General features: G+C 41.4%; 20 protein-coding genes. 9 read left to right on the plus strand and 11 right to left on the minus strand.

Translation table 11 applies throughout. The features are described 5' to 3' along the window. Positions 1–17: 17 nt before the first annotated feature. Positions 18–2,678 carry a TonB-dependent receptor domain-containing protein gene (locus tag L0B70_RS06080; RefSeq protein WP_235143389.1) on the minus strand — a complete coding sequence of 887 codons (2,661 nt, stop codon included), beginning with the start codon at positions 2,676–2,678 and terminating at the stop codon, positions 18–20. A gap of 212 nt (positions 2,679–2,890) precedes the next feature. Here L0B70_RS06080 and L0B70_RS06085 point away from each other — a divergent pair, with 212 nt between their 5' ends. Next, entirely contained in the window at positions 2,891–3,091 is a 201-nt protein-coding gene (locus L0B70_RS06085; protein ID WP_235143390.1) for a hypothetical protein, read from the plus strand. Positions 3,092–3,258: 167 nt separating this feature from the next. Next, on the plus strand, positions 3,259–4,020 hold the full coding sequence (locus L0B70_RS06090) for a murein L,D-transpeptidase catalytic domain family protein (protein WP_235143391.1): 762 nt from the start codon (positions 3,259–3,261) through the stop codon (positions 4,018–4,020). Between the two features lie 51 nt (positions 4,021–4,071). Here L0B70_RS06090 and L0B70_RS06095 read toward each other — a convergent pair whose 3' ends face one another. Further along, a complete protein-coding gene (locus L0B70_RS06095; protein ID WP_235143392.1) occupies positions 4,072–4,887 on the minus strand; it encodes a GLPGLI family protein in 816 nt (271 codons plus the stop codon). A gap of 146 nt (positions 4,888–5,033) precedes the next feature. On the opposite strand from L0B70_RS06095, the gene L0B70_RS06100 reads away from it, so the two are divergent. From L0B70_RS06100 to sufD, 6 genes are all read left to right on the plus strand, one after another. Continuing rightward, positions 5,034–5,363, plus strand: a complete 330-nt coding sequence (locus L0B70_RS06100; RefSeq protein WP_235143393.1) for an iron-sulfur cluster assembly accessory protein — start codon at positions 5,034–5,036, stop codon at positions 5,361–5,363. A 22-nt stretch (positions 5,364–5,385) separates the two neighbouring features. Then, the gene (gene sufB / locus L0B70_RS06105; RefSeq protein WP_235143394.1) at positions 5,386–6,834 is read left to right on the plus strand and encodes a Fe-S cluster assembly protein SufB; all 1,449 of its coding nucleotides are present in this window, start codon (positions 5,386–5,388) and stop codon (positions 6,832–6,834) included. 28 nt (positions 6,835–6,862) lie between these two features. Beyond that, on the plus strand, positions 6,863–7,060 hold the full coding sequence (locus tag L0B70_RS06110) for a DUF2683 family protein (RefSeq protein WP_235143395.1): 198 nt from the start codon (positions 6,863–6,865) through the stop codon (positions 7,058–7,060). Continuing rightward, positions 7,051–7,323, plus strand: coding sequence for a Txe/YoeB family addiction module toxin (locus L0B70_RS06115; RefSeq protein WP_235143396.1), 273 nt, complete (start codon positions 7,051–7,053; stop codon positions 7,321–7,323). The genes L0B70_RS06110 and L0B70_RS06115 overlap by 10 nt, the downstream gene beginning before the upstream one ends. 4 nt (positions 7,324–7,327) lie before the next feature. Beyond that, positions 7,328–8,071 (plus strand): Fe-S cluster assembly ATPase SufC, encoded by a 744-nt coding sequence (gene sufC / locus L0B70_RS06120; RefSeq protein WP_235143397.1) that lies wholly within the window; start codon positions 7,328–7,330, stop codon positions 8,069–8,071. A 62-nt stretch (positions 8,072–8,133) separates the two neighbouring features. Beyond that, the gene (gene sufD, locus L0B70_RS06125) at positions 8,134–9,453 is read left to right on the plus strand and encodes a Fe-S cluster assembly protein SufD (protein ID WP_235143398.1); all 1,320 of its coding nucleotides are present in this window, start codon (positions 8,134–8,136) and stop codon (positions 9,451–9,453) included. 225 nt (positions 9,454–9,678) lie between these two features. On the opposite strand, the gene scpA is transcribed toward sufD, so the two are convergent. The 4 genes from scpA to L0B70_RS06145 all read right to left on the minus strand — a co-directional run bounded on the left by scpA (position 9,679) and on the right by L0B70_RS06145 (position 13,997). After that, positions 9,679–11,802 (minus strand): methylmalonyl-CoA mutase, encoded by a 2,124-nt coding sequence (gene scpA, locus L0B70_RS06130; protein WP_235143399.1) that lies wholly within the window; start codon positions 11,800–11,802, stop codon positions 9,679–9,681. Positions 11,803–11,946: 144 nt separating this feature from the next. Then, positions 11,947–12,231, minus strand: a complete 285-nt coding sequence (locus L0B70_RS06135) for a hypothetical protein (RefSeq protein ID WP_235143400.1) — start codon at positions 12,229–12,231, stop codon at positions 11,947–11,949. A 59-nt stretch (positions 12,232–12,290) separates the two neighbouring features. Next, the gene (gene prfA / locus L0B70_RS06140) at positions 12,291–13,376 is read right to left on the minus strand and encodes a peptide chain release factor 1 (RefSeq protein WP_235143401.1); all 1,086 of its coding nucleotides are present in this window, start codon (positions 13,374–13,376) and stop codon (positions 12,291–12,293) included. Positions 13,377–13,712: 336 nt separating this feature from the next. Next, entirely contained in the window at positions 13,713–13,997 is a 285-nt protein-coding gene (locus L0B70_RS06145) for a hypothetical protein (protein ID WP_235143562.1), read from the minus strand. A 192-nt stretch (positions 13,998–14,189) separates the two neighbouring features. Here L0B70_RS06145 and fumC point away from each other — a divergent pair, with 192 nt between their 5' ends. After that, complete coding sequence (gene fumC, locus L0B70_RS06150) at positions 14,190–15,572, plus strand: class II fumarate hydratase (protein ID WP_235143402.1); 1,383 nt, start codon at positions 14,190–14,192, stop codon at positions 15,570–15,572. A 137-nt stretch (positions 15,573–15,709) separates the two neighbouring features. Here fumC and L0B70_RS06155 read toward each other — a convergent pair whose 3' ends face one another. The 5 genes from L0B70_RS06155 to coaBC all read right to left on the minus strand — a co-directional run bounded on the left by L0B70_RS06155 (position 15,710) and on the right by coaBC (position 22,063). Beyond that, positions 15,710–16,423 (minus strand): ABC transporter ATP-binding protein, encoded by a 714-nt coding sequence (locus L0B70_RS06155; RefSeq protein WP_235143403.1) that lies wholly within the window; start codon positions 16,421–16,423, stop codon positions 15,710–15,712. Positions 16,424–16,454: 31 nt separating this feature from the next. Next, positions 16,455–17,921 carry a DUF5687 family protein gene (locus L0B70_RS06160; protein WP_235143404.1) on the minus strand — a complete coding sequence of 489 codons (1,467 nt, stop codon included), beginning with the start codon at positions 17,919–17,921 and terminating at the stop codon, positions 16,455–16,457. A 239-nt stretch (positions 17,922–18,160) separates the two neighbouring features. Next, the gene (locus tag L0B70_RS06165; protein WP_235143405.1) at positions 18,161–19,810 is read right to left on the minus strand and encodes a DNA repair protein RecN; all 1,650 of its coding nucleotides are present in this window, start codon (positions 19,808–19,810) and stop codon (positions 18,161–18,163) included. A 104-nt stretch (positions 19,811–19,914) separates the two neighbouring features. Next, positions 19,915–20,820, minus strand: a complete 906-nt coding sequence (locus L0B70_RS06170; RefSeq protein WP_235143406.1) for a DUF4835 family protein — start codon at positions 20,818–20,820, stop codon at positions 19,915–19,917. 37 nt (positions 20,821–20,857) lie between these two features. Then, entirely contained in the window at positions 20,858–22,063 is a 1,206-nt protein-coding gene (gene coaBC, locus L0B70_RS06175; RefSeq protein ID WP_235143407.1) for a bifunctional phosphopantothenoylcysteine decarboxylase/phosphopantothenate--cysteine ligase CoaBC, read from the minus strand. Positions 22,064–22,119 lie beyond the last annotated feature (56 nt).

Consider the following 22,119-nt stretch of genomic DNA (forward strand, 5'->3'; position numbering starts at 1 on the left):
AAAAATAAGAAATTTTATTATAAGGTAAAGTCTACGCCAACGTACACGTTCGCGGACATGATGGGCGCGTAAACCATTCCCGCATCAAAGTAGTTGCCGAAAGGGTTTTGCGCATCGAGGATCGGATTTTTCTGCGTATAGCCTGTCAAATTTTCTCCGCCCAGATAAACGCGCATATTTTTGGTGAAATTTCTAGAAATCTGCGCATTCAGCGTGGCGTAACCTTTCGAATATGCCGGTAAACGGTATTCGCTGGGATTAAGATTTAAGTTCGGCAGTTTTTGTCGCCCAATTAACTGAAGCGTTGTGTCGAGATTCCAAAAAGCGCCTTTTCCGGTTTTACTGGTGGAGTAGGACGCATTAAAAAAACCTCTGTTTTTCGCCATAAACGGAATCTCTCGTTCTCCGCCTATGAAGTCGGCCCGAACATCATAGTATTTATATGCGAGGCGGATTTCTAAATTTCTCGCGGGAGCGAAATCCAGTTGGGTTTGCAGACTGTTTGCGAAGGAATTGCCCTCCAAATTATAGAAAACAATTTTTTGGGGCGAAACATCCAGATCGGTCAAAACCTGATTTTGGAAATCTGTCCTGAAGAAATCTGCCACCAAAGTCGCTTTCCTGTTGAATAATTTGAATTCCTGTTGTAAACTCGCGCCGTAGTTCCAGGCAATTTCCGGCTTTAGACCGTAAGTTTTTCCGCCATTTTCCAAGATTTCAATTTCTCGGTTGGACGCGAAATACTGCTGACTTTCGGCGAAAATATTAGCGGTTCGGAAACCCCGTCCTGCCGAAAGCCGTAAGATCGTTTTCGGAAAAAGATCGTACTTAAAGTTCAGTCTCGGCGTAAACTGCGTTCCGGCCAAATTATGAAAATCGCTTCTGATGCCCGCTACCAAAGTATATTTCAGACCTGTTAACGTATATTCGAAAAATACACCGGGCACAGTTTCTGTCCGTTGATAATTTTTAGCCAGATAGTCTTCATCATATTTATCGTATAAAAAACTCGCGCCGGTTTTGAATTTATTATTGGTATTTCCAATGATGCTTTCGAAAACCAAATTGGAATAAAATGTATTTTGATTGCCCCAGTAATTTCTGTTTCCGAAAAAACTGTCCTGCTGATGCGTTGTAAACTGATTCATCCAGCCGATACTTTGATAAGGTTTGTCTTTGAAAACGTAGCCGGTTTTATTCCAGATTTCGAAACGCGAAAGATCGATTCCCACGCCGTAAGCGGTTTGCTGCGACTGTTCTTCCTTGGGATCAAAAGCGGTTTGTCCGCCGAAACGTTCGTCTTTCACAAAACTGATGCCGAAATGCGAACCCAATCCGGAATGTTCCAAATCGTTGTAATTCAGTAAATACGCTGCGTTGATTTGATTTCCCGTGGGTTGATCTAAAAATCCGTCGTTATTCGAATCCGTTTTTCCTAAAGTTGCATTGCCGTGCAGGAGAACGGATTGATTCCAGTGATCATTCAGTTGGGACGTCGTTGTGATATTGGTTTCGACGCGGCCATTAGCGTCTGCAAAAATATTGAGCGCAGTTTCGGGTTTTTCCTGAACTTTCAAAAGTTCTGTATTAATTTGTCCCGTGATGCTTTCGTAGCCGTTGACCACGGTGCTGCCACCTTTCGTAAGTTGAATTCCCCCGATCCAGCGTCCCGGAATTAAATTCAAACCATATGGCGCTGCCAAACCGCGAATGGAAGGCAAAAGTTCTTTTGTAAGAGCCGTATATTTTTGGTCCAGACCCAGCATTTTTAGCTGCTTCGTTCCTGTAACGGCGTTGCTGAAAGAAACATCCACCGTCGCGTTGGTTTCGAAACTTTCGGATAAATTACAGCACGCGGCTTTCAACAATTCCTTGCCGCCAATATTAAACGTTAAACCCGCGGATTTTTTATTTAATGCAGTTGCATCTTTGAATTTCTCCAAACGAACCTCCTCGATGGATTTGTCGTAGTGATCCCCGTTGCGGGAGAAATCTTTTTTCGGTGCTGGATTGTCGGAATGAACACCGCTTCCTTTTTCCCCAAACGGAAGGTCGCGATCATAAAGACAACAGCCCGGAAGATTCCTGTAAACCTGGTTCGTGGTCAGAAATTTCTCGTTGTCATGGCCCACCTCTGCAATTTTTTTCAGAATAAGATCTGCCGAAGTTTTGGCAGGATCAAATTCTAAGGAGATTTTCTGCGTTTCCGCTTCCCACAAAGCGCCTGTTGCACCTGCAGATTTGGCGGCGGTTTCTATTCTTTCTTTGCATTCATCGCAATTTCCACGCACGAAATACTGGCTTTCCTGAATTTGATGATTGGCTTCAGCCATTTTTGCTGGCGGATTTTCTCTTTCGTAATGGCAGCACGAGGGAAGATTGTCGTACGCACTGTTTGGTGCTTTGTGTTTTTCGTTGTCGTGACCGTCGCCGGCAATATTTTTTAAAATTTCGTCTGCCGAAGTTTTACCGGCATCGAATTCTATTTGAAGGTTTTGGGTTTCTGCGCTCCAGTAAGCCGTGGACGCGCCGGTTTTTTTTGCGGAAGTTTCGATTCTCTCTTTGCACATGTCACATTCTCCTCTCACGGTGAATTTTGCTTTCGAAAGGGTTTGGGCAGATGGGAGAGAAAAAAATAAGGTCGAAAAAAGCAGAAAGCTTTTCAGTAAAATTTTCATTTTTAAAATAAGTTAATTGAATAAAAAGAGGTGCTAAAAGAACATTCTTTTGGCTGTCGATTAAGTAATTAACCTAGTTTGGGCGGTTGCCAAATGTTTTGGATGGTAGAAGTGAAATAAGGAATTCCGTACTTAAAATTCAGTTTTTTAAGAAAAAAATGAGTTGGAAGCAGTGTTGATTTATATTCCGCCGAGAGAAAGTTCGTTACACAATGAACGGTGCAGGAATGGCAGTTCAGGCAATCATCACCGCAGGTGTTTTTGTCGGAAGTTTTTGTGGGCGGGCAGGATTCGCTTGCTCCGGACTTGCAGCAATCCATTTTATCAGATTTGTGGGTGCATGCCTGTTCAATCTTTTGCGCAAAAACGGCCTGTTTCGGAAGTATAAAAACTCCCAAACCCAAAATCATTAAAAATATTTTAAAAGTCCTAAACATGCTTTTGCAAAATTACTAAATTATTCCGAACGGCGCCTTTAGGTTAAAGTTTCTTAATAAAAAGTTAAAAAATTTCGATTTAATGATCTGATAATTAAATAATTGTATTTTTGCCGGACTAAAATCATTTAACATAATAAAGAATGAATAAAGTCCTTTTAACATTAACAGCTGTTTTTTTTGTTACCACTTCTTTCTATTCCCCCGAAGTTACAACGCGTAAAACAGAAGCAAATCTAAAAGCCAGACCCTCTAAATCAGTTCTTAAAGCCGAATCAAAATCGATCACTACTTCCGCCGAAGAGATTTACACGACGATTAAATTCGATAACGTCAACAAGCTTAATCCCGAAGTTTTTTATAAAGCCTTTTTAGGTTTCGAAAATTTAAAGAAGGCAGGAAAATTACCCGCAGCGTCTCACCTTTTAACGGTTTGCGATTTCTCTTTATCCTCCACCGAAAACAGATTGTGGGTTATCGATTTGAACGAACATAAAATCCTCTTCAATTCTTTGGTTGCACACGGCAAAAATACCGGCGAAGAGTTTGCGCAGAAATTTTCGAACACCGAAAGCTCTTATCAAAGCAGTCTCGGCTTCTATATCACCGAAAGTACGTACAATGGAAACAACGGTTATTCTTTAAAGCTTCTCGGAATGGATTCCGGTTACAATGATGCGGCTTTGCAACGGGCCATTGTTATGCACGGCGCCGATTACGTAAGTGAAGATTTCATCAAATCTCAGCATCGAATTGGGAGAAGTTGGGGTTGTCCCGCGGTACCGCGTGCGTTGGCAGAGCCCATCATTAATTCCATTAAAGGCAAAAACTGTTTGTTTATTTATTATCCAGACAATCAGTACCTTTCAAATTCCGAGTGGTTAAAATCTGAGGAAAATATTTAAATAGGGAAATTTTAAAAAATCCCGGCTTTCTTTTAATTGCCGGGATTACCTTTAGTTCAGTTCGATCGGATTATTATTTTTTTTCGTTTCCTCTTTCAGGCGGTTTTCCATTTCTTTTCGTTGGTTGGGATCTGCATTTCTTCCGGGTCCGCCTCCTCGGCGCGAGTTCATGGAAGCCTGCATAAAGGATACGGGATCTTTTTTGAACAACGCACTTTGGTTTTCGAAATCTTTCCGCTTCACTTTTACCAAATTGCCGCGTTGCGAGAAATCCTCTATTTGCGCAATTTTTTTGGTCTCTTTCAAATCGAAAGAATAATCTCCTTTCGCATCTTCCACTTTTACGATGAGCCCCGGAAGCCCCGAAAATTTATAAGGACCATCCTGAAAAGGTATGTCCGGCGTAAACCAGGCAAACCAGGTTCTGCCAGCGAAGGTAGTTTCAGCTTTCTGCGTTTTATAGTCGCCGATCGTTGCTGTTTCCGGTAAGATCTTCCAGTCCATCGGGCGATCTTCCTCATAGGAATATTGATCTCGCGAAATTCTTGAATTAAACGTTTTGATACCGGATTTATAATCCTTTACAACGGTAAAGTCGATATTGGACCGGAGATTTTCCATTTGGCTGCGGTCAAAATTAAAACTGCCTGTTTGTCGTGCTCTGCCAAGTATGGAATCCCGCTGCAAGCGCTTTTCGCCATAGAAAATCGATTTTTCCGGAGTGATATCCAGATAGGCGGTTTCGGTTTTCACATCGTTTCGGTTTGCAGAGTCGGGTTTCATGGAAACCTGATATACAAAACGCGTTGCCTGAGCGAAGATCATTTGGGTACAAAATCCCAAAAACAGAAGGCCAATTTTTTTCATAAAAGTTGATTTCGATTTTGATGTAATTTGCCCTTAAAAGTTAAAACGTCCGTCTATACATCAGATAGATAAATAGTGGTCTCTGAATTTGATATTCATTATATTATTAGTAATTTTGCAATCTAAAATAAGTCTAAATAAAAACAATGATAAAAGTAAGCGATCAGGCAAAAGAAAAGGCCATTCAGTTGATGACTGAAGATGGTTTTCAACCTTTTGAAGATTATATAAGAGTCGGCGTTAAAAGCGGCGGTTGTTCCGGTTTAGAGTATATGCTGAAGTTCGACAACGAGAAGACGGATTCGGATCAGGTTTTCGAAGACAACGGCATCAAAATAATCATCGACAAAAAGTCAATTCTATATCTTGCAGGAACAATATTAGAATATTCGGGAGGTTTGAATGGAAAGGGATTCGTCTTCAACAATCCCAACGCGAACAGAACCTGCGGATGCGGTGAGAGTTTCTCGCTGTAAATGATTTAATTTTTTTAATACAATGGCAAAATATACAGAAGACGACTTGCGGGTCGATCTTGAAAATCAAAAATACGAATACGGATTTACGACAGATATCGAGTACGATGATTTCCCGGTCGGTTTATCGGAAGAAATTGTGCGAATGATATCTGCGAAAAAAGAAGAACCGGAGTGGATGACCGAGTGGCGGCTCGAATCGTACCGCATGTGGTTGAAGATGGAAGAGCCGGAATGGGCGAACGTAAAATATGAAAAAGTCGACTTTCAATCTATTCGCTACTACGCTGCGCCTACAGTAAAACCGGAGCTGGCGAGTTTAGACGAAGTCGATCCCGAATTATTGAAAACCTTTGCAAAACTTGGTATCAATATCGAAGAGCAAAAAAGATTATCTGGCGTAGCAATGGATATCGTAATTGATTCTGTTTCCGTTAAAACCACCTTTCAAAAAACATTAAAAGAAAAAGGAATCATCTTCTGTGCTATTTCCGAAGCGATTCGGGATTATCCGGAATTGGTGCGCAAATACATCGGAAAAGTCGTTCCACGAGGCGATAATTTCTACGCAGCGTTAAACTCAGCAGTATTTTCCGACGGTAGTTTCTGCTATATTCCGAAAGGTGTGAAATGTCCAATGGAACTTTCTACGTACTTCAGAATTAACAAATCTGGAAGCGGCCAGTTCGAAAGAACCTTGCTTATTGCCGATGAAGGCAGCTACGTTTCCTATTTGGAAGGTTGTACTGCGCCGGCGAGAGATGAAAATCAACTGCACGCCGCCGTCGTGGAATTAATTGCGATGGATGATGCAGAAATTAAATATTCTACTGTTCAGAACTGGTTTCCGGGAGATGCCGAAGGAAAAGGTGGTGTTTTCAATTTCGTAACAAAACGTGGAATTTGTGAGAAAAACGCAAAAATTTCCTGGACGCAGGTCGAAACCGGCTCTGCAGTTACGTGGAAATATCCGAGCTGTATTTTGAAAGGCGATAATTCGGTTGGCGAATTTTATTCGATCGCCGTCACCAATCATCATCAGTATGCAGATACGGGTACAAAGATGATCCACATCGGAAAAAACACAAAATCAACCATTATTTCTAAAGGAATTTCTGCGGGAAAATCCAATAATTCTTATCGCGGGTTGGTAAAAGTAATGCCTTCTGCAAAAGGAGCACGTAATTTCTCCCAGTGCGATTCACTTTTAATGGGTAACGAATGCGGCGCACACACGTTTCCTTATATCGAAATTAAAGATCCAACCGCCCAACTCGAACACGAGGCCACAACTTCTAAAATCGGCGAAGATCAAATTTTCTACTGCAACCAGCGCGGAATCAGTACTGAAAAGGCAATTGCCTTGATCGTAAACGGTTTCGGAAAAGAAGTACTCAATAAATTGCCAATGGAATTTGCCATCGAAGCGCAAAAATTACTGGAAATTTCTTTGGAAGGAAGTGTGGGATAAATTTTTTAATTTTAAAGAAAGTCTAAATATGGAACTGATTCTGAAAAAAGTTAAGAAAAAAGATTTTGAAGTGATAAAATCACTTGCAAAAGCGCTAGGTTTTGAAGTCGAAGAGAGACAGCAAGAATTGTATAAGCCGGAATTTGTTAAGGAGATTCTTGACGCAAAAGAAAGCATTAAAAATGGAAAGGGCATTAAAATAAAAACAGAAGATTTGTGGACGTAATCTATTCTGAAAAAGCACAGCGAGATATTGAATTGTGGAAAAAATCCGGTAACAAAGCAATGATGAAAAAAATCACTGAGCTTATTAATGACATTATTCTACATCCTTTTGAAGGTTTAGGAAAACCGGAGCAATTGAAATACGATCTTGTGGGATTGTGGTCCAGAAGAATAAACAGGGAACATCGGATTATCTACCAAATTACAAACGATAATACACTAGAAATTTTAAATATTTTGTCTTTAAGAGGACATTACAATTAGCAATATGTTACAAATTAAAAACTTACACGCCAGAATCGAAGACGGCGCAGAGATCTTAAAAGGAATCAACTTACAGATAAACCCTGGCGAAGTACACGCCATTATGGGACCCAACGGTGCCGGAAAATCAACATTAGCATCTGTAGTTGCCGGCAAAGAAGAATATGAAGTTACGGACGGCGAAATCCTGTTCGAAGGGAAAAACATCGTTGAAGATGCGCCGGAAGAAAGAGCCCATCAGGGAATATTCATGTCGTTTCAGTATCCGGTAGAAATTCCAGGAGTTACCGTAACCAATTTCATCAAAGCAGCCATTAACGAAAACCGAAAAGCAAAAGGTTTGGAAAACATGCCTGCAAAAGAAATGTTGGCCATGGTGAAGGAACATTCCGAAAAATTAAGTATCAAGAGAGATTTCTTAGCTCGTTCGCTCAATCAGGGGTTTTCCGGCGGAGAGAAAAAGCGAAACGAAATCTTTCAGATGATGATGCTCAATCCGAAATTGGCAATTCTTGATGAAACCGATTCCGGATTAGATATCGATGCCTTAAGAATTGTGGCAGATGGGGTGAATTCCTTCCGGAACGAAGGGAACGCCGTTCTCTTAATTACCCACTACCAAAGACTTTTAGATTATATCGAGCCGGATTTCGTTCACGTCTTAGCCGACGGAAAAATCATTAAAACCGGAGATAAATCACTTGCTTTAGAACTTGAAGACCGAGGTTACGATTGGCTTTTGAATTAAATGGGTTTTTGTAAAAACACAATTTCATTTTCAAATATCGAACTTCAAATATCAAATAAATAATGGCTCTATTAGAAAATATACAAAATAATCACGCGGCTTTTTTAGATACGCTGCAACACCGTTTTCTCCATGAAAACCGGACCGCGGCGCTGAAGAAATTCTTCCAGTATGGTTTTCCGACGAAAAAAGACGAAGAATATAAATACACGAACTTAAGAGAGATTACCGAGAAAAACTACAATTTTTTCCCTACCGAAGCGCACACGATTTCGAAAGAAAAGATCGACGAGCTGCATTTGGGCGAAGAGTTTTTTGATTGGATCGTCTTCGTGAATGGCAAATTGAATAAAGAACTCTCCAATATTTCGATTGAAAATGTAGAGTTGCTCTCCTTCAATTTCGCCCTGAATGATCCGAAACATAAAGATGTTTTCGACCAGTATTTCGATACGATCGCCGATCCAAACCTGGCGTTCACGAATTTGAACACTGCCTACTGCAAAATGGGATTTTTCCTGAAAGTGCCAAAAAACGTGGTTATCGAAAAACCCATTCACGTTTTTTACATCTCGCAAAATCAGGAAGATAACACCGTTTACAACACGCGAAACTTATTGATCGCGGAAGAAGGTTCCAAAATCGAAATCATCGAAAGCCATCATAATTTTGATGATACTTTCGTCTTTACCAATTCTGTGACGGAGATTTTCACCTACCAAAATGCAAAAGCCGACTGGCACAAAGTGCAGAACGACAGCAATACGTCGTATATGATGGATCACACGTTTGCGAAACAGGAGCGCGACAGTTTAACCACCGTCAACACGTTTTCGTTCGGCGGAAAATTGGTAAGAAACAACTTGGATTTCATTCACAACGGCGAAAATATCAATTCATTTATGAACGGAATTACCATCATCGATGGCGATCAGCTCGTCGATCACCACACCGCTGTTCATCACAGAACGCCGCATTGCGAGAGTTACCAAAACTACAAAGGAATTTACAAAGGCAAGTCTCACGGCGTGTTCAACGGGAAAGTTTTTGTCGATAAACTCGCGCAGAAAACCAACGCCTATCAGCAAAACAACAATGTTTTACTCAACGAAGGCGCCACCATCGATACGAAGCCGCAGCTCGAAATTTTTGCAGACGATGTAAAATGTTCGCACGGGTGCACCGTCGGGCAGCTGAATGAAGAAGCTTTGTTCTACCTGCGTGCGCGCGGGATTTCCAAAAACGAAGCGCAGGCTATGTTGTTGTTCGCGTTCGCCAATGATGCGATGGAAAACATTGATATTGAGCCGCTCCGCGTAAAAATTTCCAAACTTCTCGCCGAAAAGTTAGAAGTACAAATGGAGTTTGAAGATATTTTTTAGGGCGACAATTTCCGTCTTCCATTCCCGCTTTTTTGCTCCACTTTGTTGCGCAAAAAGAGCTTCATTCAAGCCGGGTCGCGATTGCGAGATAAAAATAAAGTACAGTTTAAACAAAACATTCAATCAATAAAAACGGGCTAAAGCCCGTTTTTTCGTTGGAAGAAATTTGTCTTTTGCCGAAGACTAAACTTCGCATTACGATAAAGAAAATCTAAAGTTTTAGAATTATTTAGTTTCTAAAAATCCCTCCAAAATCTCGCACGCCGATTTCGGCAGATTCGTGCCGGGACCGAAGATGAAATCCGCACCATTTTCGTACAGAAAACCATAATCCTGTTTTGGTATAACGCCGCCCACCACAATTGTAATGTCGTCTGCACCGAGTTTTTTCAGTTCGGATACCACTTCGGGAACAAGGTATTTATGTCCCGCTGCCAACGAAGAAACACCCAAAATGTGAATATCATTTTCCACGGCCTGTTTTGCAACTTCTGCGGGAGTTTGAAACAGGGGCGCGACGTCCACGTCAAAACCCATATCCGCGAAAGCGGTTGCGACCACTTTCGCGCCGCGGTCATGACCATCCTGGCCCATTTTCACGACCATAATTCTCGGTCGCCGTCCTTCGTTTTCTTCGAATTTTTCTGCTAAAGAAAGTGCTTTCCCGAAAAATTCATTTTTACTTGCATTCATAGCGTAAACTCCCTGTATGGTTCTGATGTTGGCTTTGTACCGCCCGAAACTTTCTTCCATCGCGTCGCTCATTTCTCCCAGCGTCACTCGCCGTCGCGCAGCTTCGATGCAGATTTCCAAAAGATTTCCTTCGCCTGTTTTTGCGGCCGTCTTTAAACGGTTCAAAATTTCGGTTACTGCTTCCGGGTTTCGCGAGGCTTTAATTTGGTGTAGAAGTTCGATCTGCTTTCGGCGGACCTCGGAGTTATCGATATCCAAAATTTCGAGTTCCATTTGTTTTTGAGTAGATTGAAAGGAATTAACACCGATGATAAATTCTTCGCCGCTGTCAATTTTTGCCTGCTTTTTGGCGGCCGCTTCCTCAATCCGCATTTTCGGAATCCCGGCTTCGATGGCTTTCGTCATGCCGCCTTCTTTTTCAACTTCATCGATGAATTTCATGGCTTCATCGATCATTTGCTGCGTGAGACTTTCCACGAGATGACTGCCGCCCATTGGATCGACAACATCGCAAATTCCACTTTCCTGCTGTAGAATAATTTGCGTATTTCTCGCAATTTTTGCGGAATAATCGGTCGGCAAAGCAATCGCCTCATCGAGCGCGTTCGTATGCAGCGACTGCGTTCCGCCCAAAGCGGCGGATAATGCCTCAATAGCGGTCCTCGTGATATTGTTGAAGGGCTCCTGCTCCGTTAAACTCCAGCCCGAGGTTTGAGAATGCGTTCTTAACGCTAAAGATTTTGGGTTTTGGGGATGAAACTGCTGTAATAAATTTGCCCAGATAAATCGTGCTGCGCGCATTTTGGCGATTTCCATAAAGTGGTTCATTCCAACCGCCCAGAAAAAGGACAAACGTGGGGCGAAATCATCAATTTTCATTCCCGCCTTTATTCCGGTTCTAACGTATTCTAAACCGTCGGCTAAAGTGTAGGCCATTTCCAAAACGGGCGTTGCGCCGGCTTCCTGCATGTGATAACCGGAAATTGAAATCGAATTAAATTTGGGAATATGCTGCGCCGTATATTCGAAAATATCGGCAATAATTTTCATCGAAGGCGTTGGTGGATAAATGTAGGTATTTCGCACCATGAACTCTTTTAAAATATCATTCTGAATGGTTCCGGAAAGTTTTTCCTGCGAAACGCCCTGTTCTTCGGCGGCCACAATATAAAAGGCCAAAACCGGCAAAACAGCACCATTCATCGTCATTGAAACAGAAATCTCATCCAAAGGAATTTCGTTGAACAGAATTTTCATATCCTCGATGGAATCAATGGCAACTCCGGCTTTTCCCACGTCGCCTTCCACGCGCGGGTGATCCGAATCGTAACCACGGTGTGTAGCCAAATCAAAAGCCACGGACAAACCTTTTTGCCCGGCGGCGAGATTTTTTTTATAAAAAATATTGGACTCTTCCGCTGTAGAAAAACCTGCGTATTGCCGAATGGTCCAGGGCTTCTGAACATACATCGTAGAGTAGGGTCCACGCAGATAAGGCGCTATTCCTGCGGAATATTCTTTTTCGGTGAGTGTTTTTGAATCGTTCTCCGTATAGGAGGATTTCATTTCTAAACCATCTTTTTCGAAAAAATACGGCAGTACTTTTTCTGATTTTAGAGAAAAATCCGGATTTTGGTTTTGAATGATCTTGCGCATCGAGGTGGTTTTTTAAAGAAAGTAAAGTTACAAAATTCTAAATTCTATAAAGTTGGCGCCGCCGAACTAATTTAAAAAAGTTGATTTACCCCTAAAAACTGAAAAAACCCGCAAAATGCGGGTTTAATAAACGGAAATGTTTAATTATTTTGTGATATTTCCATCGCCATCTGTAGCGTCCTGAGCACCATCTTTTACAGATTCTGCACCATCTTTAATCGCGTTTTCAGTGGAATTTTTTGCGTTTTCAGCCGCATTGTTTACCGCGTTTACGGTAGAATCGTTGGAAATAGGCATAGAATCGTTATCTACTACAACTACCGCAGCAGTGGTGTCGATGTTAGAATTCATGTCTGTAGTTTCTGTTTTCTTACATGCTGTTAAAGACAAAACGCCAACTGCACCAAGGATAAAAAGTGATTTTTTCATAATAGTTCTATTTAAATATGTTTAAGATTCAGCAAATATAATTATTTATTTTTATAACATTAATAATTGTCTTCTTCGCCCTTCATTTTTTCTGCATTTTCCGCCATAATCACGGCGTCGATCATTTCCTGCAGATCACCGTTCATATAAGCGTCCAGGTTATACATCGATTTATTAACGCGGTGGTCGGTAACTCTTCCCTGCGGATAATTGTAGGTTTTAATCTTTGCGGAACGGTCGCCACTGGAAACCATCGATTTTCTTTGGGCTGCAATATCTCCGACGGATTTTTGAACTTCGATGTCGTATAATTTGGTACGCAGCATTTCCATGGCAAGTTCGCGGTTGGCCAGCTGGGAACGCGCCTGCTGGCATACAACCACCATTCCGGAAGGTTTGTGGGTGAGCTGAACTTTTGTTTCGACTTTATTTACGTTTTGTCCACCTGCGCCACCAGAACGAGAGGTCTGCATTTCAATGTCGGCGGGATTCAGTTCAAAATCGATTTCTTCGGCTTCGGGAAGAACGGCAACAGTAATTGCAGACGTGTGAACGCGCCCCTGAGATTCTGTTTCGGGCACACGCTGAACACGGTGAACGCCGGATTCAAATTTCATGATGCCGTAAACGCCGTCGCCTTCGATCTTTAAAATTAATTCCTTATAACCTTTAGAAGCTTCGTTGGCGTCGGTGATCTCGTGTTTCCAGCCTTTTGTTTTAAAATACATGGCATAGGCGCGGTAAATATCTTCTACGAAAATCGCGGCTTCGTCGCCACCGGTCCCGGCCCGAAGTTCTACAATAACATTTTTATCGTCGGTCGGATCTTTCGGAATAAGCAAAACTTTTAACTCTTCTTCCAAAGCCGGAAGGAGGTCCATAGCCTCATACTTTTCGAGTTTGGCCATTTCTACAAATTCTTTATCGGAACCGTCGGCGATGATTTCGTCGGATTCTTCAATTGTGTTTAAAGACTGTGTATACTGATCGAAAACGGCCACAATTTTCCCTAGATCGCTGTATTCTTTGTTCAGCGTGGAATATTTTTTCTGATCTGAAATAATATCGGGCTGGATAATGAGGTCGGCGACTTCATTATAACGTTGTTTGATGGCCTGGAGTTTGGGTATAAGGGACTTTGACATTTCTGATTTTTTGTGACTGCAAAGATAAAGTAAAAAGAAAGAAGGAAAAAATGCGACGGAAAAGAGCCGAATAAATGTAAAAAGGATTTTTTTTATTTGGGAAGAGGCACAAAACTTTCTTCCAGCCCGGATCGCAGTGGCATCCTTTTGCGCAACGGAGTGGAGCAAAAGATAGAGCGGAGAGCCGGCAGCTTTTTCGGAGGAAGAACAAATCCCGGTGCTCCTTAAAGCTTAACATAAAAAATCAGTTTCTAAAAAATTAGAAACTGACTGTATATATGGTTTTGCTTTGCGATTGCTTTTCCCGGAATTAAAGTGGGAAAGCAATGACATCAACTAGTGATGACCGTGAGAGTCGTGGCTGTGAAGAAACGGGCCGTGGCCTTTTGGATTGCTGAAGATTAATTCAACTCCTTCTTGCTCTGTCATTATTTTTCTGCGCACTTCTTCCGGATCGAAAGGTTTTGTTTTACCGAAATATTCCAGTAAACCTGCACTTAACCAAAGTGGAATTACGTAGCCGAAAAACATGAAGATACACCAGAAACCAACGAGGAACATGGTTACAAAATAAGCGGTCCAAAGGAACTGGTAGAAAGGCCAGAATGCTGATAACATCATCATTGTAATAGATTTTAGGCAAAAATAGGGTAAATTTCTATTTGAACAAAGGATTTGTACGGTATTTTTATAATTTAAACTCAATATAAATGCTGTGTTGAAAGGAAGACGCATTTTTCGGGAAAGAGACCGGAGCATGAGCCTGAAATTAAGAAAAGTTGTAACTTTAGGTTTTAAAAAAATGGTATTAAAATGAATTACAGAACAGAGAAAGACACGATGGGCGACGTGCAGGTGCCGGCCGACAAATTCTGGGGCGCACAAACGGAACGTTCCCGCAATAATTTTAAGATCGGACCAGAAGGTTCCATGCCTCACGAGATCATAGAAGCTTTTGCCTATTTGAAAAAAGCCGCCGCCTTTACTAACGCCGAACTGGGCGTGCTTTCTGCGGAGAAAAGAGATATGATCGGGCAGGTTTGCGACGAGATTCTGGAGGGAAAACTGAATGATCAGTTCCCCCTCGTGATCTGGCAAACCGGCTCCGGCACGCAGTCTAACATGAATATGAACGAAGTGATTTCGAATAAAGCACACGTGAACAATGGCGGAACTTTAGGCGAAAAATCTGAAATTCATCCGAACGACGACGTTAACAAATCCCAGAGTTCCAATGATACGTATCCGACTGCGATGCACATTGCGGCCTATAAAAAAGTTGTGGAGCATACGTTGCCGGCTGTTGAAAAATTGCGCGATACGCTACACGAAAAAGCCGAAAGTTTTAAAAACATTGTGAAAATCGGGCGCACCCATTTAATGGACGCTACGCCTTTAACGTTGGGTCAGGAATTTTCAGGGTATGTGGCGCAGTTGGATTATGCCATGAAAGCCATCACGAATACGTTCGAACATTTACAGGAGATCGCGCTGGGTGGGACTGCCGTAGGAACAGGCCTGAACACGCCAAAAGGCTACGACGTTTTAGTGGCAAAATATATTTCCGAATTTACGGGTCTTCCGTTTGAAACCGCTCCCAATAAATTTGAAGCCCTAGCAGCCCACGATGCTATGGTCGAAAGTCACGGCGCGCTGAAACAACTCGCGGTGGCGCTGTACAAAATCGCGCAGGATATCCGTTTTCTGGCGTCCGGACCAAGATCCGGCATTGGCGAAATTCATATTCCGGAAAACGAACCCGGATCTTCCATCATGCCGGGGAAAGTAAATCCCACGCAAAACGAAGCAATGACGATGGTTTGCGCGCAGGTTTTAGGAAACGACACCACGATTTCTTTTGCCGGAACGCAGGGTAATTTCGAATTAAACGTTTTCAAACCGGTTATGGCCTATAATTTTCTGCAGTCTGCGCAGTTGTTAGGCGACGCCTGTATTTCCTTTAACGATCATTGTGCCGTCGGAATTGAACCGAATGAACCGCGAATTAAAGAACTTGTAGAAAAATCATTAATGTTGGTTACCGCTCTGAATACGCACATCGGTTACGAAAACGCCGCGAAAATTGCAAAAACAGCGCACAAAAACGGAACAACTTTAAAAGAAGAAGCCGTTAATTTAGGGTTTTTAACCGCCGAACAGTTTGACCAATGGGTGAAACCGGAGGAAATGACCTGAGCTTTGAAAGGATAATTGATAAAAAACTCTGAGAATCACTCAGAGTTTTTTTTATGAATTACATCCGATATTTTTAAGAAACTTTTTACAATCAATCTTAAAGGCCTTTTTTATTTCTCAAAAGGAACTTAGGTGAATTACAGCATTAAACTTCCTTCCTGCGTAAAATATTCTTCCAGTTCCCGCAGCGTTTCCGGCGTGGTTTTAATGTCTCTGGCCACGCCACCTTTATCCAGTAAAACAATTCTGTTGCTCACTTCCGTGGTATGGGCGAGATCGTGACTTGAAATTAGAAAGGTGACCTGATCCTTTTGCGACCAGTCTTTGATGAGTTTTTTGAGTTTAATTTGGGAGGAAGGATCCAGATTTGCAAAAGGTTCATCCAAAACAATAATTTCCGGGTTGCCAATAAGTGCGCCTACAATACCGACTTTCTTCTGGTTTCCTTTCGACAGATCGCGCACGTATTTTTTCGCGGCAAGAATTTCTCCGTTGAAAAAATCTTGAAATTGTTTTAAAAATTCGTCCACATTAGATTTGGACTGTCCGCGAAGTTCGCCCAAAAAATAGAAATATTCTTCCGGTGTCAGATAGCCGATTAAAAAAGTATCGTCGATGAAGGCGGAAACCTTTTTTTTCCAGTTTTCGTTTTCGCTTACTTTATTGCCATCAATTTCAATAAAGCCCGTGGTTGGTTCTATGAGATCGAGTAAAATGCTGAAAAGGGTAGTTTTTCCGGCACCGTTGTTCCCAACCAAGCCGAAACTTTCGCCTTGCGGAATTTCAAGATTTTCAATTTGCAGGACTTTTTTTGAACCGTAAACTTTGGAGATATTTTGTATTGAAATCATTTTAGAACTGTTTAATATTGAAAATTAGAAATTACACTTTTTTAAAAGCCTCGAGGGTGGAATATTTTTCGGTTTTGTACACTTTTACAATAAGGTTGAATATTTTGTCGCGGAACAAAAAGCCCACTATTCCCAAAATACCCAAACTCGCCACCGCCGGATAGATGCCAAAGAAATATTTAACCACGGCGAAAACGGCCATCGGCAGAAGCAGTTGCGGAATCATAAGCAGCATAATTTTCATATTGAAATTATTGGTGCCGCCGCCGAAAGATTTGCTTTTGGCGTTGAGATCGATGGGTTTTTTATTGAAAGCTCCCGCTAAAAGCGTGATGTATGAATTGACGCCCAAATTGTATAAGCCCGCCGCCACAACGGTAAGGTAAAATTCCCAGCTCACCAGAAGATAAGCAGAAGCCAGGATCATCGAAGCGAAAATCCCGATGATGATGAGCGCCCATTTCCCTTTCAGATATTCTTTGTAGGGCACATTTTGCGTCATCATAAGGGGATAATAAGAACTGTCCCAACTTGGTACGCGCTGGCCAAACATCAGCATAAATCCGCCGGTGACGAAGATTCCGGTGAACAGCTGCATAAAGTCATTTTGATAACCTTTCGTAAACGTTAAAAGGCCATAAAACAGAAAGAAAATACTTGCAATAAGCGCGGACTTTGCGGCTTTGCTCCGTTTTAATAACCGAATATCATTGTTAATAAACGTGCCCATCACACCGTAGCGGTTGAGGAAGGCAATGTTTTCGGTTTTACCTTCCGCGACTTTCAGTTCCAAACCTTTATCGAGATAAAAGTTTTTATAAATTTCACGGTAAGCGATGTAGGCTAATAAAACTGCTAATAAAACCGGGAGTAGAAAAGCGCCGGCGTACTGATAAAAACTGTAGAATACTTTTTCGGAATAAGCGGAGATTTCGATGATTTGATAATATTCCAGCGCGGCAAAAAGTGCCATTACAGCAAAAACAACATACGCAAAAACATCTCTGCCGTTCAGTAAAATGTTCAGAAAATTATTAAAATAGAATACCGAAAAAATTCCAATCGTAAACATCAACACATGAACAGCAGAAAAACCTCCATGAAAGATGAGTAAGCCCGCGAAAGGTATCAGAAACAGAAGATTACCCCAGTTGAAAAAGTTGAAAAGAACTTTTAACAGGGTATAATTAACGAGTTTTTTCTTCGTAATTCCTAAAGTCAGAAAGGGTTTTATGTTTTGTGTGGGCATTTGCTGCATAAAATACCGCAACAGCAAATCGACAACCCAATAATAAATAAAATATTTGCAGAAGAGTAGAAGCGGATCGGCCATGATCTCTTCCGTTGCAAAAAAGTAGAGGAGAAATGGAGCGATGACGAATAGGGCGCTGAAATAGGCCATTCCGAAAAACATCAGAATTTTCATTCCAAGATTGGCGGCAAATTGCGGATTGCGTATAAAACTCTTGAATTCAAATTGAAGGAGTCTGCGGTACATTTCTTAGTTTTATGATTAGTATAAAAATAAGAAAATTGTTACAGAAAATTATTTATGGTAAAATGATCTACATGATGAAACCACAGGAATTGTTATAAGCAAATTTGAAATTGTTCGCCTAAATCCTCAGGACATGAAGATACATTTTTAAAGGCTGGAAATCGTTTTCTTTTAATATTGAAAATATAAAATTCAAAAAAAAGTAAAACTTCCGCATCAAGAAAACAATAATATAAACTTTACTTCATCAATTCTTTCGCCTGAGAAATCGCAGCCTCGGTAATTTTGCTGCCGGAAAGAAGTTGTGCAATTTCCTGAAGTTTTTCGTCGTGATTTAAAGGAATAATATTCGATTGGGTTTTGCCCGCAACTTCCTGCTTAACCACTTTGTAATTGTTGTTGCCCTTCGCAGCCACCTGTGCCAGATGGGTTATAACGATCAGCTGGCGGTTGTCTGCCATCTCTTTCATCACATTTCCCATTTCTTCGGCCACTTTCCCGGAAACTCCCGTATCAATTTCGTCCAGGATCAACGTGGGAAGTTCAGCATTTTCTGCCATAAGTTTTTTAATGGAAAGCATCACGCGCGAGCGCTCGCCCCCGGAAATTGCAGTTTGAATCGGTTTTAACGGAAATCCCGAATTCGCCTGAAACAAAAGCTGAATATCTTCTTTTCCGAAATTATTGAAGGTTGAAGTTTCCGTAAGCTGAATTTCAATTTTGGCTTTTTCCAATCCTAATTGTTTCAGCAATTTTTCCGTTTTGCTAATAAATTCCGGTCCGGACTTTTTTCGGTTTGCTGCCAATTCTGCCGCCAGTTTTTCCAAACGCTGTGCAGAAAGAGCGATCTTTTTTTCCAGGTCGGTGATGAAGCTTTCCAGCTCCGCGAAACCCGTTTGTTCGCCTTGAATTTGATCGCGAATTTCCCGCAGTTCTGCCACGGAATCCACTTTATGTTTGAGGAATAAAGAATTTAGCTTATTCAGCTGTGCACTTAGTTCCGCCAGCATTTCGGGATTCGTTTCCATTTTTTCGGCTTCGTCCTGAAGTTCAAACAAAAGATCTTTCAGCTCCAGAAAGTTTTCCTCAAATCTTTGATTCATTTGGGAGAATTCGTGCGATAAAGCCGCCACTTTCGAAAGTTTGCTTCGTACATCGAGCAAAGAATCGAGCACGCCAATTTCTTCCTGATCCATTTTATTAAAGATCAACGCCAGATTTTCCGTAATAGATTCGGCATTTTCCTGACGGTTGAGTTGGTTTTGCAGATCTTCCAAATCCATTTCGTCCAGATTTGCGTCCAAAAGTTCCTCCAGTAAAAAATTTTTGTAATCGTGTTCTTTGTTTCCTTCCTGAAGTTGCTTTTTGAAGTTTTCGATCTCGCGAAGATGTTTTCTGTAGTCTGAAAACTCTTTTTGATATTTGACGATTACTGTTTTATTTTTCGAAAGACCATCGATAATCTGGAACTGATATTCCTCATCAAAAAGATTCGATGTTTCAAACTGGGAATGGATGTCGATCAGTTTTGTTGATAATATTTTCAGCGTTTCCAGAGTGACGGGAACATCGTTGACGAAAGCGCGGGATTTTCCGGTGGGAAGAATCTCGCGTCGGATAATCGTTTGATTTTCGAAGTCGAGATCGTTTTCTTCAAAAAAGTTTTTAAAACTTTCGTTGAGTGAAAACTCTGCTTCCACAACGCTTTTTGCATCTGCCTGCTGAATCGATTTCGTATCGGCCCTTTCGCCCAAAATTAAGCGCAAAGCTCCGAGAATAATAGATTTTCCCGCGCCAGTTTCGCCTGTAATTACCTGTAAACCGGTGTTTAAAGTAATTTCAAGGGAATCGATTAAGGCAAAATTTTGAATGAAAATTCTTGAGAGCATATTTGAGCGACGAATTAGGAAATGAGAAATCTGGTCTGTAAATTTAAGACTTTAAAAGGGAAATGGAAAATCAGAGATCCAGTGGTTTGAACGGAGAGAAAAAATTATTTCCACTTATTCCACTTGGTGTCGATGTCTTTCGGAGATAATGTGGTGAAAAGTGCCTTAAGGTCGGCCATATTGATGTTCGCATTGTTTCCTGAGTTGAAAATATCGAAAATTTCCTGCTTTTTCGTGTCGATAAAAATATTTACGGGATAATTCATCTGGAAATTACTTTCGTAGGTTTTCAACTGTAAAAGGGCATCAGCAATAATTTTCTTGCCGGAAGCCTGATCCTGTTTTCCCAAATTGTCTAAACCCGCGCGGTGATAAGTGTAGTATAGGTTTCGCAGCGTATTTTGTTCCGGCTTCAACATGTTGTCGATTAGGGCGCCGCGTGTTTTCGGCCCTTCGATAACAGACCAGCCCGGAAAACTTTGATTCTGCGAATTATTCGAGATTTTCTGGGCTTTTTCAAACCACTCCTGGCCGCCGCGAACTTTGAAACTGTCGCCGTCGTAACCCAAAATGGTATAAACATAAAAGCTGACAACATCGATCAAATTTTTTCCGGAAAATTGGCGCTCGTTAAAGACAAGATTTTCATTTTCGGTATAATCAAATGCAAAATTGGTGTCGTTCAGGTTCAATAAAGGCGTATCGTAGGTCGTGTTGAAAACGGGACGAACTGCCTGTACAACAATACTTCCTTTGTAATTGTTGCTGCCCGATTTTTCAGCAAGCACAATGGCGAAATTGCATTTGATCTTTTCGAAATTCTGCAGCTTTTTTCCCGTCCAGCTTGTATTGTTGATGAAATCTCGCAAGTTTTTTTCCAATGTTTTATAAACCTGGGTGTTGCTGCCGCTTATTTGCTGGTAATTCACCTGCACGTTTGCCAAAAGTTCCTGCGAAAAGCTTAAATTAAAGGTAAAAATCAGGAGGAATATGGTGAGTAATTTCTTCATGTTGAATGTTAATTTTGAGAACGGGAATTTAGGAATATTATTTTGAAATCTCTTTCTGCACAAAATTTAAAATGTCTTTGGCAACTTCTGCTTTCGATTTTAACGTAAATTCTGTGGTTTCCGTTTTGGTAAGGATTTTTATTTTGTTCGTATCACCTTTAAAACCGGCGCCGGCATCGCGCAGCGAATTCAAAACAATTATGTCGAGGTTTTTCTTTTCTAATTTTCCCTTTGCATTTTCCTCCTCATTCTGTGTTTCCAGCGCGAAGCCCACCAAAAATTGATGTGTTTTTTTCTCGCCCATCGTTTTGAGAATGTCGGGGTTTTTTACGAGTTCAACCGTCAAAGAATCGTCGTTCTTTTTAATTTTTTCTTTTGCAATTTCTTTCGGCGCATAATCTGCCACGGCGGCGCTGGCAATGGCGATATCAACGTTTCCGTAATGTTTAAAAACTTCATTAAACATTTCCCGGGCCGAGGTTACACGATGGATTTCGACATTTTGATGATGCGCAGTCTGAGAACTCGGGCCTGAAATCAAAATCACTTTCGCTCCCATGTTTGCCGCGGCCTCCGCGAGAGAAAAACCCATTTTTCCTGAAGAATGATTTCCGATAAAACGCACGGGATCGAGCGCTTCGTACGTCGGTCCGCCCGTAATAAGAACGGTTTTTCCCGCCCAGCTTTTAGAATTTAAATCGGAAGTAAAAAATTCCTCTATTTTTTCGATAATGGTTTCGGGTTCTGCCATACGGCCCTGTCCGGATAAACCACTCGCCAGTTCACCCACTTCCGCAGGAAGGACGATATGTCCAAAATCTTCGGCCATTTCTAAATTCTGCCGTGTAGAAGGATGCTGATACATATCTAAATCCATGGCGGGAACAATGAAAACGGGACATTTTGCGGACATATAAGTGGCAATTACCAAATTATCGCACATGCCATGCACCATTTTCGACAACGTATTCGCGGTGCACGGCGCCATTACCATCAAATCTGCCCACAGCGCAAACTCCACGTGGTTATTCCAGGTGCCGTTCTCGGAATAAAAATCGGAAAAAACCGGATTTTTAGAAAGCGTGGACAGCGTAAGTTTCGATACAAAATTTTCCGCAGAAGGCGTCACTAAAACCTGAACTTCAGCGCCGCTTTTAATTAAATTCCGGATAAGGTAATTGATTTTGTATGCGGCGATTCCGCCGGAAATACAGATGAGAATTTTTTTACCTTCAAGGCTCATTTTTTTGGTTTTAATGGTACGAATTTAGGCAAAAATTTAGAAAGAAGAAGGGCGGA

Source organism: Kaistella sp. 97-N-M2, from assembly GCF_021513235.1.
In the GTDB taxonomy this organism is placed as follows: domain Bacteria; phylum Bacteroidota; class Bacteroidia; order Flavobacteriales; family Weeksellaceae; genus Kaistella.